Here is a 13,118-nt window from a genome sequence, read left to right as displayed (position 1 = left end):
GGCGTCCATGCTCCCAGCCTTCGGCGGGCGGGACCAGGAATGCCTTAGGGATGGTGGTACGGATGCCCCGGCATGGCGTGGCGGCCATGGTCGGCGAGCTGGGCCTCGAAATACTGGTGGATCGCCGCCACCACCGCCGGTGTCTTGCTGGAATAGCGGATTTCCCCGCCGTCCGCCACCTCCCGGTAGGCGATGTCGAGTTCGCCCGGTTGGGCTTGCCGCAACCGGGCCAGTCCCGGCATTCCTTCGCCGTGGATGGCGAGGGGACCGGAGAAATCGCCGCGCCGGAATCCCGCCGCGATGGCCGCGAGATGCTGGCGGATCGCCTCGGTCTGCGCCCGGTCCTGGGGGTCGAGGACCACGACTTGCTGGATGCCGCCCTCTGCGGTGGGGGTGAAGATATGCCGGGTTTTTTCCAGGTCGAACGGCATGACTTGGGCACCGCGCCCGGCCACTTCGGCTTGGCGGGCGGTATCGGGTTCCGCCGCCGTGGGCGGCGCGGACAGGCAGGCAACGGCCAGGAGCAATCCAAAGGGGAGCGGGGTGGGCGTGGTCAAAGCGCGGTCCTCATGGGCGGGAAGCGGGGGGTGGTCGGCGTCCATAAGTATGCCAGGGGAAACCGGCGGGGTCCCGAATCTTCATGCGGGGGCGGACCCGGTCCATCGACCGCCCCGGTCGGGGGTTGGAAAAGCTCAGGCGGGCGCGAACAACAGTTTGGGCGCAGGCGCGGCCAGTTTGCGGTATTCGGCGCGGATCAGGCGGGTGCCGTATTTGCGCTCCAGGCGGCGGATGGTGAAATGGCCGTGGGCCACGTCCTGGAAATGGTGGACGAACAAGCGGTTGATGGCGGCCCCGCCCACGGCCCCGATCACCGGGATGATCTCGGCGGCGGCTTTTTCCGACAGCGTGACGCCGAAGCGGCGCGAGACCACCACGATGGTGTTCACCAGGGCCGGCGCGCCTTCGCGGCGGACCGCGCCGTTCTGGGCGATATAGCGCGAAGCCCCGGCGATGGGCGCTTCCAGGGCCAGCCGCAGGCTGTAATAGCCGGTGTCGGCGGCGTCGTCGTCCTGGGCGTGCCCGCCCAGCGCGAACACTTCGAGGCAGGCCATGCGGGTTTCCAGGTCGTCCAGGTCCTCGCCCTGGCTGCGGGCGATATCGGCGATGGCCCGCAGCATGACCGTGGTGGTGAAGGGCAGTTCCAACAGCAGGGCCGGCCCGCCGATAAAGCCGCCCACCGCGCCGCTGGCCGTGCCCAGGAACCGGTAATAGCGGTCGGAGGACGCGCCTTTTTTATCCTTGAGGCAATGGACCGCCGCCTCCAGCGCCCGCCACATGGCCTGTTCGGCGTAATGGTGCAGGCGGCGGTGCCAACGCCTGGGCAGCAGCTTGAAGCCCTGTTCGATGGGCATCCCGACGAAATTGGACAGCCGGATGGCGAAGCCGGGATGCTCCAAGGACGCGTAGGCGCGTTGCAGGTCGAGCCGGTCCTCGGGGGAAAGGAAGGTGGGCGGGGCGCTCATGGACGGAACTCCGGGTCGGGGAACCCCAAGGTTCCCGGCGGTAGGACGGATGGGTGAAATTAGCCGCCGCAGTTTACGGTTTGATGACGCCCGGCCCGTTCAATCGTCGGCCCGGATATCCTCGCCCTTGACCTGGAAGATCACGTATTCGGCCAGGTTGTGGGCATGGTGGCCGATGCGCTCCAGGGCCTTGATGGCCAGCACCACGCCGATGGTGAAGCCGATATTGCGCGAATCCTCGATGATATAGGTCATCAAGCGCCGGAGGTCGGCCTGGAATTCCTCCTCCATCTCGTGATAGTTCGCCAGCACATGGCGGGCCTTGGCTTCGTCCCAGACCTCGAACACTTCCAGCGCCTCGGCCAGGGTCGATACCGCCAGTTCCCCCATGCGGTTGACATCGCGCAGCAGGCGGTGGCCGGGGTCGCCGCCCTCGGAGCCGAACAGCTGGATGGCGAGGCTGGCGATCCTCACCGCCTCGTCGCCGATCCGCTCCAGGTCGCTGATGCTCTTGGACACCGCCATCACCATGCGCAGATCGCTCCCCACCGGGGCGCGGCGGGCGATGAGCTTGACGATATCGTCGTCGGCCTGCACTTCCATCTGGTCCACGGCGCGGTCGGAGGCCACGACCCGCCGGGCCTCCTCCACGTCGCGGTTCTTGAACGCGGCCAGGGCGGCGCGGATTTGTTCGAGGACCCGTCCCCCCATGTCGAGGACCAGATAATGCAGGTGGTTCAGTTCGCCGTCATAGCGCTTGACGGTGTGGCTGTCGAAAGGCTCGGGCATGGCGTGGTTCCTCGGGTGGGTGGTGGGTCAGGGTTTGATCCAGGGGATGGCCGGACTATCGGGCAGGTAGTAGCAGAACAAGGCGATCAGGAGGTAGACGCTCAGGAGCTGCACGCCCTTGAACCAGTTGGATTTGCCGTCGCTGACGATCATCGAGAAGATCAGCACCGACAACAGGACCAGCACCATCCCGGCGTTGCCGATCACCAAATTCAAGGGCTTGGGGGCCAGGAAATAGCTGCTGAGCATCAGGGTCGGCGCGACGAACAAGGCGATCTGGATGCTGCTGCCCACGGCGATGCCCATGGTGAGGTCGAGCTTGTTCTTGCGGGCCATGGCCACGGCGGCGACGCTTTCTGGGGCGCCGCCGACCAGGGCGATGACGATCACGCCGATGAAAGCCTTGGACATATGCAGGCTCCGGGCGGTGGGTTCGATGGTGCCGACCAGGATTTCGCTCATGAAGGCCAGCGCCACCGAGGCCGCCAGCAGCACCCCCAGCGCCGCCCACACCGGCCAATGCGCCTCTTCCGGTTCCACCGCCGCGTCCCGGCCCTTGGCCTCGAAATAATCGGGGTGGGTCTTGAGCATGAACACCAAGTTGAGGGCGTAGGCGGTCAGGAGGACCCAGGCCACGCCCAGGTTGAGCCCGTCGCCGAGGTCGGCGAATTCGGGCGAGACGAAGCTATCGAACAGGCTGGGCACCACCATGCTGAACACCGCCAGCATCAGCATCGAGCGCTGTACGCGGGCGCCGCGGCGGTTGAATTTCTGCACCCGGTATTTCAGGCCGCCGATCAGGAACGAAAGGCCCAGCACGAACAGCAGATTGCCCAGGACCACGCCGACGATGGAGGCTTTCACCACGTCCAGCAAACCGGCCCGGAGCGCCATCAGCGAGATGATGAGTTCCGGGGCGTTGCCGAAGGTGGCGTTGAGGAGTCCGCCCACGGTCTGCCCGGTGCGGTGGGACAGTTGCTCGGTGGCGTCCACCATCAGCGCCGATAAGGGCACGATGGCGAGGGCGGCGGCGGCGAAGGTGAGGGCGGCGGGCGACTGGCCGGATCGATCCAGCAGCCAGGCCAGGGGTAGGAACAGGAACAGGAATTTCATCGGAGGGAGCGGGGTTCCCGGAATGGCCCTGGGTCGCGCCGGGAAAGCCTGGGGCCGTTCCGCGGCGGAAGCGATGGGGCGCGGCGGATGGGCCGTCGGATCGGGTATCAATGGCGTGGTTCTGGTTGGGGGGCGGGGAGCGCCGCCAGCGGCCTGCGCTGGGCGGCGGATTCAGCGCGGCAGTATAGGGCGGACCCCATGACGGTTTGATGAAGGCGGGCTGGGGTGTTTGCAAGCCGCTTGTAGGCGGCTCGCGACCCGCCGGCGGGCTGGCGGCCCGGTCGGCGGGGCCCGTGGCCCGGCGATGGGTTAGAACCTCGCGTTGAAGTCCGCCGTCAAGGTGTCGATGCTCAAGGGCGGGCCATTGATGGCGTCGGTGCTGAACCAGCGCAGGTTCATCCAGGCGTTGGTGAACAGCCCGACCTGCGCCCCCAGTACCCAGCCCTTGGCGTCGGTGCCGCCCTGGTGGAAGACCGAATCGGTGAAGGCGTCCAGCACCGCGTCGGCCTCGATATAGCGGTAGGCGAAATACATGTTCCAATCCAACAACTGGCGGATGACCGGGCGGCCCACGTCCATGCGGACCTGATAGGCGTTGGTGTGGGCGGCGAGGTTCTCGCCGAATTGGTTCATGATCTTCTGCTTGTTGAAGCCCAGGTTCTTGGCGTAGTCGCCGGTCAGCATCACATGGATGGGCGCGAAACGGGCGTAATCCACCGTCGCCGTGGCGTTGACGATCTGGAAGCCCGAGGCCAGGCCCACCAAGCACACGTTCTGGCTGCCCAAGGTGCCGGTGTTGCAATCCGGCTGGTTCTTGGCGTCGTTGATCGCCACCAGGGTATTGCCCTTCTGCATGAACTGCGGGGCGGTGTAGTTGTATTCCAGGCTGTCGTAGATGTTGCGCTTGGCCGAGATGTTGTCGTAGTCGTAATAGGCGCCGGCCAGTTTGAAGCGGACTTCGTCGTTGTAGAGCCAATCGGCCCCCATCTGGTAGCCGAACAGCCATTTGTCGCGGCTGGAGAAATTGACTTCCTGGATCGGGAACACACCCGCCGTGGCGTACACGGTATTGGGATGCTGCGGCCCCATATTGATGCCGAACGGCCCCGACTGGGTGTTGCTGGTATAGGCCGTCGCCACCGGGCGCGGCGCGAAGTTCCAGCGGAAGGTGCCCGCGAAGCCCTCGAAGCTGAGGTCGGGGTCGAACACCACGTCGGTGCTGACGAAGGGATTGGGCATGCGCCCGCCCCAGACCGTGACCCAATCGTTGCCCTGGTCGTTGAAATCGTATTGCAGGAAGGCGCGGTCGATGGCGAACTGCCAGGACTGCCCGGTATTGCCGAGGGTCTGGTTGTTCGACACCGGGTTGTATTGGTTGCTGGTGGCGAAGCGGAACCCGGCCTTCAGGGATTCGTTGATCTGGGCGTCGAAGCCGATGCGGAAACGCTCGCGCAGCCTGAGCCGGTCCACCGTGGTGTTGAGGAAGGCCTGGTTCTTGGCCATGGCCTGGGAGATACCGCCGGCCTGGTTGATCGCCATCCAGTCGTAGGCCGGGGCGTTGGTGGATTGGTAGAAATCGTCCGCCACCCGCAGGCGCATATCGAAATAGGGATTGATGCGGGTGATCCAATCCGGCAGGGCGTCGGGGATGCCCCAACGCTCCTTCTTGGCGGTCTGCTTCACATCCTTCAGCACATCGTCCTTGAGTTCGGCGCGGACCTGGTCGCGGATTTCCTGCTTCACGAACTCCGGCACATAGCCGACGTACTTGGATTTCTTGCCATCCTTGCCCACCGGAGCCGGGACGCCCTGCGCCTGGGGCGGGGCGGACTGGGCCGATTCGGCGGCCTTGGCTTCCGCCTCCGCCTCGGTGATGAGTCCCTGGGCGTCCTTCTTGTCCAAAACCCCGCGCTGTACCAGCAGATCGACCAGGTTGGTGAAGGTGGATTTCTTGACTTTGAGGATTTCCTCCCGTGGCTCGGCGGCGGACACGGTGGAACTGATAAGGCCGCCCACCATGACGGCGGCCAATGTCTTCCTAAGGATCATAGGGATGGCTTGGGTTCTTCAAATAGAGTGGTGTGGAGGCCCAGGGAGGTGGGCGGGTCCGGCCCGGGCCGGGCCTTGAGGGGTGGTTTTCCGTGACCTGGGGGCGTTCCGCTGCCCGCGTTGTGATTCCAGCCTCGTCATGGAGGCGGGATTTTGGTGCAGTCACATTACGGGAACGTTAAAAAGACAATCCGTCATCTTTCCTTAACCGATCCGTAATAAATCGGCTTTATCGTGGCGACCATCGACAACGGCGGGGCCGCGCAGTCCATTCCCCTGGTCATCGCCCCCATGGCGGACCCCGCGGCGTTTCCGCCGCGACCGGCCTTGTCCCGAGAGACCGACCGCCCTGCGCCCAGCCCATCACCCAGGTATCCCAATGAATTCAAAGGTTTTCACCACCGCGCTGGCGCTCGCCCTGGCGGCACCCGGCGCTTTCGCCGCGCTGGGCGTCAACGAGTTGTTTCTGGAGGTTTGGAATGGCGATGGCGGGACCGGGGGCCAGTCCTATATCAAGGACCTGGGGGTGAGCCTGGACGATTTCCTCAACGCCCCCGGTTGTTTCAACTACGTGGTCCAGGATTTGGGCAACGACCCCAACCTGGCCGCGTTGGTCCAGGGCGGTGCCTTGCCGTCGGCCACGGTGTGGACGGTGCAGGCCTTCAACGACGATTATGCCTCCCTGCTGAACGCCGATCCCGGCCTGGGCGAACAGGACCCGAACAACCATACCGGCATCCTCACCACCGTCACCGATCCGGGCAATCCCGATACCGGCCTGAGCGTGTTCGGCACCTATATCGATTTTTCGGGTCCGGTCTCGGCCCTCTCGATTCACCTCACCAATGCCGGGGTGGAGGATTCCAAGGCGTTTTCCAGCTTCGATACGGGCTATTACTTCGAGCCTTTCATCTGGGACGACCGGATGAACCAGACCGTCGGGTTCGCCAGCAACCAGCGGGTGGCCGGCGGCGATGCGATGGGGATGTATTTCCTGACGTTGGACTACGCCTCCCAGTCCATGCCGGCCATCGGGCGTAACGGCCTGCCGCTGGGGGATTGGCGCTTCGATGGCAAGCAGGTCGCGTTCACGCCCGCGGCCGATACCCCGGTCCCGGCCGATTGCCCGGCCAGCACCCAATGCGCGCTGCCCTGGGGCGGCAAGCTCACCAGCGGCCTGGGCGTCGCCGCCTACCAGAACGCCCTCAGCACCGATTGCGAAGGCACGGCCAACAAGGAAACCCGCAACTGCGCCAACGGCATCCTCAGCGGCAGCTTCACCCAACAAGCCTGTAGCGCCCCCAAGGCGTGCGACCTGCCCTGGGGTGGCACGCTGGCCAGCGGCCTGGGCGTCGCCGCGTATAAAACTGCCGTCAGCGCCAATTGCGACGCGCCCGCCAACAAGGAAACCCGCAACTGCGACAACGGCGTCCTCAGCGGCAGTTTCAGCTTGCAATCCTGTAGCGCCCCCAAGGCCTGCGACCTACCCTGGGGCGGCACGCTGGGCAGCGGCCAGGGCGTCACCGCCTATAAAACCGCCGTCAGCGCCGATTGCGAAAGCGCCAACAACAAGGAAACCCGCACCTGCGACAACGGCACCCTGAGCGGTTCCTTCGCCAATGAATCCTGTAGCGCCACCCAGGCCTGCGACCTGCCCTGGGGCGGCACGCTCGCCAGCGGTCAGAGCGTCGCCGCCTACCAGAGCGCCTCCAGCGACGATTGCGCGGCCATCCAGGAAACCCGCACCTGCGAAGATGGCACACTGAGCGGCAGCTACACCGAACAAACCTGCGCCACCACACCCAAAGCCTGTGCCCTGCCCTGGGGCGATATCCTGCCCAGCGGCGAGAGCGTCACCGCCTACCAAAGCGCCACCAGCGCCGATTGCGAAAGCGCCGCCAACACGGAAACCCGCATCTGCGACAACGGCACCCTGAGCGGCAGCTTCGCCAATCAATCCTGTAGCGCCCCCCTGCTCGCCTGCGACCTGCCCTGGGGTGGCCGGATATCCAGCGGCGAGAGCGTCGCCGCCTACCAGGAGGCGGTCAGCACCGACTGCGAAGCCGCCGCCAACAAGCAAACCCGGACCTGCGACGACGGCGTCCTCGGCGGCGAATACACCAATGCCGCCTGTACCGCGCCCAAGGCCTGCGACCTGCCCTGGGGTGGCCGGATCGCCAGCGGCGACAGCGTCACCGCCTACCAAACCGCCACCAGCCTCTATTGCGATTCCGATGCCCTAAAGGAAACCCGCGCTTGCGACAACGGCGTCTTGGACGGCAGCTTCACGTCCCCGTCCTGCGCCGCCCCGACCGGCACCTTCCTGTGGATGATCGCCCCCAACGGCGGCGAAACCTGGAAGACGGGCGTCCGCCAATACATCGAATGGGCTTCCGGCAACCTGCCAGGGAACAAGCGTTTGAACCTGTATTTCTCGAAGGACGGCGGCAAGCAATGGCGCTTGGTGAAAGGCAAGTTCAAGAACACCGGCCATGTGATCTGGACGCCGGGCAATAAACTCGTGACCGAAACCGGCGCGATCCGGCTTTGCACCGTGGGCTCCAAACGCTCGCCCGCCCTATGCGACACCAGCGACCAAGTGTTCACCGTCTCCGAATGAATCCGGCCGGGCCGCCGGCCCGGTCGCCAACCTTTCGAGTATCCCCCATGAAGTTGAGAGTCCTCCCGGCGGCTTTGCTGCTGACCCTAACCGGCCCAGGCGACGCCGCCACGCTCGGCAACAACGAACTGTTCCTGGAAGTGTGGAACGGCCAGAGCGATAACACAGGCCGGTCCTACATCCGCGACCTGGGCATCAGCCTGGACGCCTTCATGGACGCCCCGGACTGCTACCAGCGCGTCCTCGCCGACCTGGGCGCGGACACCAACCTCGCCAGCCTCAAGCTGGACGGCAGCTTCCCGGCGGGTACGGTCTGGACCATCCAGGCGCTCAACGACGACTCCCCCGGCGCCGAAACCAGTTCCATCGTCGCCGCCGCGGACAACGACCCGCAAAGCCCCAAGAACCATTCGGGCTTCCTCACGACCCTCACCCGGCCCGGCCAACTCGACGACCTGGCCTCGGTCTATCAGCAGTTCTCGGTGGTCGCCGCCCAGATGGGCATCCATCTCACGGCGGCGGCGGTCGAGGGTTCCAAGAGTTTCAAGCCCGGCGACACCGGCTTTTATAACGGGGCCGACGGATCGGGCAACGATTGGGGCGAATTCATGGGCAACGGCGTGGGCTTCAACCGCAACCAAACGCTCGGGACCGCCAGTCCCATGTATTTCTTCACGGTCGATATCACGGATTACAACACCGGGGTCTTGGGCAACAACGGCCAGTCCTACGGCCAGTGGAGCTTCGATGGTACCCAGGTCAGTTTCACCAATCCGAACCACCCGGATATTCCCGACACCTGCCCCAAGCCCGCCGCCTGCGACCTGCCCTGGGGCGGCCAGATCGCCGACGGCAAGAGCGTCCTGGCCTATCGATCCAGCCTGAGCGACGACTGCGCCGGCAACAGCGAAACCCGCATCTGCTCGAATGGCAGCCTCAGCGGCTCGTTCACCCATGAAAGCTGCGCCGTGCCCAAGGCCTGCGACCTGCCCTGGGGCGGCACGCTCGCCAGCGGCAAGAGCGTGGACGCCTACAGCGCCGGGGAAAGCGCCGATTGCGCCACCGCCAAGCAAACCCGTACTTGCGACAACGGCGTCCTTAGCGGCGGTTACACCTTCAAGTCCTGCGTCCCCCTGTCCTGCGACCTGCCCTGGGGTGGCAAACTCGCGAGCGGCCAGGGCGTCACCGCCTACCAGACCGCCGTCAGCGCCGATTGCGAAGCCGTGAAACAAACCCGCGCCTGCGCCAACGGCGTCCTCGGCGGCGAATACACCCAACAAGCCTGCGCCGCGCCCAAGGCCTGCGACCTGCCCTGGGGCGGCCAGATCGCCAGCGGCCAGAGCGTCGCCGCCTATTCGGCCAGCGTCAGCGCCGATTGCGAAGCCGCGAAGGAAATCCGCAGCTGCGACAACGGCGTCCTCGGCGGCGGCAACACCTTGGAATCCTGCGCCGCGCCCAAGGCCTGCGACCTGCCCTGGGGCGGCCAGATCGCCAGCGGTGGGAGCGTCACCGCCTACCAGAACGACAAAAGCCCCTATTGCGACCAGGAAACCGAAACCCGTAGCTGCGACAACGGCGTCCTCAGCGGTCTCTATACCCAGCCCGCCTGTAGCGTCGCCGCCTACGGTCCCTATGTGCAACTGCTTTCCCCCAACGGCGGCGAAACCTGGTCGGCCCGGACCGCGCAAACCGTGGCCTGGACCTCGGTCAACATCGCCGCCAAGCAACGGCTGAACCTGTATTTCTCCAAGAATGGCGGCAAGCATTGGAGTTTGCTCAAGAAAGGCTTGCCGGCCCTCGGCCAAATCCGCTTCAAACCCGGCCCGAAGCGCGTCGGCGGCGCGGCGATGCTGGCCATCTGCCAGCCCATCACCCGGCATTCCCTGGGCAAGTGCGATAAATCCAACGCGGTCTTCGCGATCACGAAATAAACCGACGGGGCGGGACACCCCCGCCCCCAGCCGCCGAGTATCCCCGTATGAAATTCAAAACCCTGACCGCCGCCTTGATCTTGCCCTTGCCCTTGGGTTCCCAGGCGGATACCACCGCCACGTTGGAAAACAACGGCTTGTTCTTGGAAATATGGAACGGCAATCCCGACTCGACCGGAATGTCCTATATCAAGGATTTGGGTATCCCGATGGACGCCTTCATGAATGCGCCGGGCTGTTATAACGGGGTGGTCGCCAATCTCGCCGCCGATGCCAATCTCGCCGGGCTGCAAGTCGATGGCCAATTACCCACCACCACGACCTGGACGGTGCAGGCTTATAACAACGATACCAGTTTCCTCAACGATCCCAGCTACGACCCGCAAGCCCCGGATAACCATTATGGTTTCTTGGCGACGGCAGCGAATCCAGAGGTATTCGAGCAAGACCCGGGCAGTTATTCGTTTTCCTATACCGTGGTCAATAACGGCATAATGCAGGCCCATTTGGGCGACGCCGGTGTCGTCGGGTCCAAGGCTTTCGGTTCCGCCGATCTCGGCTATTTCAACCTGGATACCTGGGGTCCATCGATGGGGCAGAGCATCACCTTCAATAATTATAGGAGCCTGGATGATAGCAACGGCCCGATGGGTATGTATTTCTTCACGGTTCCGGATTCCAGTACGCCCGCCGGTATTATCGGGAATAGTGGGCAATCCTTCGGCAATTGGACTTTCGACGGCAGGCAATTGAGCTTCACGGCCGCGACCCAGCCCACCGCGCCTTGCCCGACGCCCACCCCCACGCCGACTCCAACACCTACACCCACCCCAACACCGACACCGACACCTACACCGGGCGGTTCCCTCACGGTGTTGATGCCCAAACCCGGCGATACCTTGAAGGCGGGCGTCAGGCAGGCGGTGGGTTGGGCCTCGGGGGATATCGATCCCAAGCAGCGCCTGAATGTCTATTACTCGAAAGATGGCGGCCTGACCTGGAAGCCGATCAAAAAGGGTCTGCGGGTCAATGGATATTATCTATGGAAGCCCGGCAAGAAACAGATCACCGAAAATGGTTTATTGGCGGTTTGCCTACCCGCTTCCAAAACCGCGCTGGCCGAATGCGATACCACCGATGGGGTATTTTCGGTCCAAAAATAACCGGGGGACAGCACAGGCCACCCAAAGTCCTCGGGGATGCGGATTAACGGGGCGCTCCGGCGCGGGTTGTAAACTGCGGGGCGTATCCGCGTCTGGCGTTTCAAACCCACGATGGCGGGTTTTGGGAAAAATTTTCACGGAACCGTAATTTAAATGCAAAGATCGCCTGCTAAATTGCAGCGGTGTCGCATCAAGAGATGGGGATCAGGGCGGTAATCCGTCCCTATCTATTCCGCATTTTAACTGGTGCCAAAATCCTTGGGGCCAGGGCATCATCAACCCGGACACTTCAGGTATCCAAACATGAAATTAAAAGCTCTTTCCTTCGCCATCGCCGCGGCGACCGTGCTGCCGCAAACTACTTTCGCGGCCCTGCCGAACGGTGGCGTGGACCCGACCACCGTGGCCAGCCAATATATCCTGCGCTATGCCGGTTCTTCGGCGACGGATAACCTGACCTTCGACGCCATGTTGAAGGATATTTGCGCCAGCAATATCACCGTCCTGAACAAGCCCACCAACACCACCGTGACCAAAAGCGATGGCACCACGGGCATCCTGCCCAAGCTGGGCAATTATTTCGGCGTCGCTTGCAAAGCCAAGACCACCGCGCAGAACAGCAAGATCGACAGCACCATTTCCGGCCAGGACATCCTCTTGGTGAAGCGCTCCGAAGGCGGTTCCGCCTATGGCGTGCAGACCCTGATCAGCAACACCCCGGTCGCCCAGATCGATCCGGCCTCCTGCGTCGCCGATGGCACCTATGTTTCGCCCATCGTCGGCACCGTGGACGCGGTCAAGTGCAGTAACAGCGGCACCGCCAGCACCGCCGCCAACGTCGTGCCCGACGCCGGCGTGTCCGATGTCGATCCCGCCATGTTCCGCGGCGTCAACGTGCCGGTCGGCTTCACCGGCGTCACCACCACCTCTTCCTCCGCCGCCTTCGGCACCGTCAAGAGCGTGGTGGGCCAGGTGTTCGGCGTGGTGGTCAACACCAATCTGCGCGACGCCCTCCAGGTCGCCCAGGGCTTGAAGACCGGCGGCGCGAGTTGCAAAGGCCTGGATACCGAGATTTGTATGCCGTCCATGAGCAAGCAACTGCTCGCCAGCTTGTTCACCGGCAAGGTGACCCAGTGGAACCAAATCCAGGTCAACGGCAAGCCCTTTACCGATGCGGCCGTCATCCCCGGCATCACCCTGCCGACCCCGGTGGTCTCTTCCGGTTCCTCTTTCTATCCGGTCAAGGTTTGCCGCCGCACCCCCGGTTCCGGCACCCAGGCCGCCATCAACAACGTGATCCTGGACACCCCGTGCAACGGCGGTGGCCTGACCCCGCTGACCGGCAATACCAGCAACGTGACCCAGGGTTCGGGTTCCGGCGACGCCATCAACTGCTTGAAGGCTTGGAACACCGGCACCCAGCAAGTCATCGCCACCGACAAGAGCCCAGGCAGCGTGACCGTGCCCAGCAAGGCCGGCGACACCGGCTGGGCCGTGGGCCTGATGGGTCTGGAAAAGGCCGACGCCAACTTCAAGTTCATCAAGATCGATGGCATCGCCCCCACACTCAAGAACGCGCATGACGGCAAGTACCCGCTGTGGGCCGAAGCCACCATCCAATGGCGCACCGACCTGACCCCCGCATCCAAGGTCGGTTTCGCCCAGACCTTCAAGAACCTGGTCGGCAGCGCCAGCACCCTGGCCAACCTGAACAGCCTGTTGCCGGCCCCGACCTATATGGCCCTGTCCACCGTGACCGGCCAGACCCCGGACGCCGTGTTGAAGCTCACCAACCCGGTGATCCCGTATACCCGGACCACCACCAACACGGACAACTGCCGTGTGCCGTCCATGAACGCGGCCTACAACAGCAAGACACCGGGCTTCTAAACCGGCTGGATCGGAAGCCGGTAGCGGCATAGCACCGTCC

At 64.2% G+C, this 13,118-nt stretch carries 9 protein-coding genes; 4 read left to right on the top strand and 5 right to left on the bottom strand.

Annotation, left to right across the window (positions count from 1 at the left end; translation table 11 throughout):
* Nucleotides 1-44 precede the first annotated feature (44 nt).
* The 5 genes from K5658_RS20990 to K5658_RS20970 all read right to left on the bottom strand — a co-directional run bounded on the left by K5658_RS20990 (nucleotide 45) and on the right by K5658_RS20970 (nucleotide 5,474).
* On the bottom strand, nucleotides 45-602 hold the full coding sequence (locus tag K5658_RS20990; RefSeq protein WP_221067177.1) for an aspartate carbamoyltransferase: 558 nt from the start codon (nucleotides 600-602) through the stop codon (nucleotides 45-47).
* Between the two features lie 90 nt (nucleotides 603-692).
* A complete protein-coding gene (locus K5658_RS20985; protein WP_221067176.1) occupies nucleotides 693-1,523 on the bottom strand; it encodes an EcsC family protein in 831 nt (276 codons plus the stop codon).
* A gap of 99 nt (nucleotides 1,524-1,622) precedes the next feature.
* Nucleotides 1,623-2,312, bottom strand: coding sequence for a phosphate signaling complex protein PhoU (phoU, locus tag K5658_RS20980; RefSeq protein WP_221067175.1), 690 nt, complete (start codon nucleotides 2,310-2,312; stop codon nucleotides 1,623-1,625).
* 27 nt (nucleotides 2,313-2,339) lie between these two features.
* The gene (gene cax / locus K5658_RS20975; protein ID WP_221067174.1) at nucleotides 2,340-3,425 is read right to left on the bottom strand and encodes a calcium/proton exchanger; all 1,086 of its coding nucleotides are present in this window, start codon (nucleotides 3,423-3,425) and stop codon (nucleotides 2,340-2,342) included.
* Between the two features lie 309 nt (nucleotides 3,426-3,734).
* Nucleotides 3,735-5,474 (bottom strand): putative porin, encoded by a 1,740-nt coding sequence (locus K5658_RS20970; protein WP_221067173.1) that lies wholly within the window; start codon nucleotides 5,472-5,474, stop codon nucleotides 3,735-3,737.
* 379 nt (nucleotides 5,475-5,853) lie between these two features.
* On the opposite strand from K5658_RS20970, the gene K5658_RS20965 reads away from it, so the two are divergent.
* The 4 genes from K5658_RS20965 (at nucleotide 5,854) to K5658_RS20950 (ending at nucleotide 13,078) form a co-directional block, all read left to right on the top strand.
* On the top strand, nucleotides 5,854-8,094 hold the full coding sequence (locus K5658_RS20965) for a hypothetical protein (protein WP_221067172.1): 2,241 nt from the start codon (nucleotides 5,854-5,856) through the stop codon (nucleotides 8,092-8,094).
* 47 nt (nucleotides 8,095-8,141) lie between these two features.
* Nucleotides 8,142-10,025: a hypothetical protein gene (locus K5658_RS20960; RefSeq protein ID WP_221067171.1), complete on the top strand. Its 1,884-nt coding sequence runs from the start codon at nucleotides 8,142-8,144 to the stop codon at nucleotides 10,023-10,025.
* 47 nt (nucleotides 10,026-10,072) lie between these two features.
* Nucleotides 10,073-11,188 carry a hypothetical protein gene (locus tag K5658_RS20955; protein ID WP_221067170.1) on the top strand — a complete coding sequence of 372 codons (1,116 nt, stop codon included), beginning with the start codon at nucleotides 10,073-10,075 and terminating at the stop codon, nucleotides 11,186-11,188.
* A 303-nt stretch (nucleotides 11,189-11,491) separates the two neighbouring features.
* Entirely contained in the window at nucleotides 11,492-13,078 is a 1,587-nt protein-coding gene (locus K5658_RS20950; protein ID WP_221067169.1) for a type 2 periplasmic-binding domain-containing protein, read from the top strand.
* Nucleotides 13,079-13,118: the final 40 nt, after the last annotated feature.

This window comes from Methylomagnum ishizawai (assembly GCF_019670005.1).
GTDB lineage: Bacteria > Pseudomonadota > Gammaproteobacteria > Methylococcales > Methylococcaceae > Methylomagnum > Methylomagnum ishizawai.
The sequence above is the reverse complement of the archived record's forward strand: the minus strand, read 5'-3'. Positions and strand labels throughout refer to the sequence as shown.

Bases quoted from the DNA above. Each gene is read 5' to 3' on its own strand.
- K5658_RS20990 (WP_221067177.1), bottom strand. From the start codon at position 602: ATGGACGCCGACCACCCCCCGCTTCCCGCCCATGAGGACCGCGCTTTG.
- K5658_RS20985 (WP_221067176.1), bottom strand. From the start codon at position 1,523: ATGAGCGCCCCGCCCACCTTCCTTTCCCCCGAGGACCGGCTCGACCTG.
- phoU (WP_221067175.1), bottom strand. From the start codon at position 2,312: ATGCCCGAGCCTTTCGACAGCCACACCGTCAAGCGCTATGACGGCGAA.
- cax (WP_221067174.1), bottom strand. From the start codon at position 3,425: ATGAAATTCCTGTTCCTGTTCCTACCCCTGGCCTGGCTGCTGGATCGA.
- K5658_RS20970 (WP_221067173.1), bottom strand. From the start codon at position 5,474: ATGATCCTTAGGAAGACATTGGCCGCCGTCATGGTGGGCGGCCTTATC.
- K5658_RS20965 (WP_221067172.1), top strand. From the start codon at position 5,854: ATGAATTCAAAGGTTTTCACCACCGCGCTGGCGCTCGCCCTGGCGGCA.
- K5658_RS20960 (WP_221067171.1), top strand. From the start codon at position 8,142: ATGAAGTTGAGAGTCCTCCCGGCGGCTTTGCTGCTGACCCTAACCGGC.
- K5658_RS20955 (WP_221067170.1), top strand. From the start codon at position 10,073: ATGAAATTCAAAACCCTGACCGCCGCCTTGATCTTGCCCTTGCCCTTG.
- K5658_RS20950 (WP_221067169.1), top strand. From the start codon at position 11,492: ATGAAATTAAAAGCTCTTTCCTTCGCCATCGCCGCGGCGACCGTGCTG.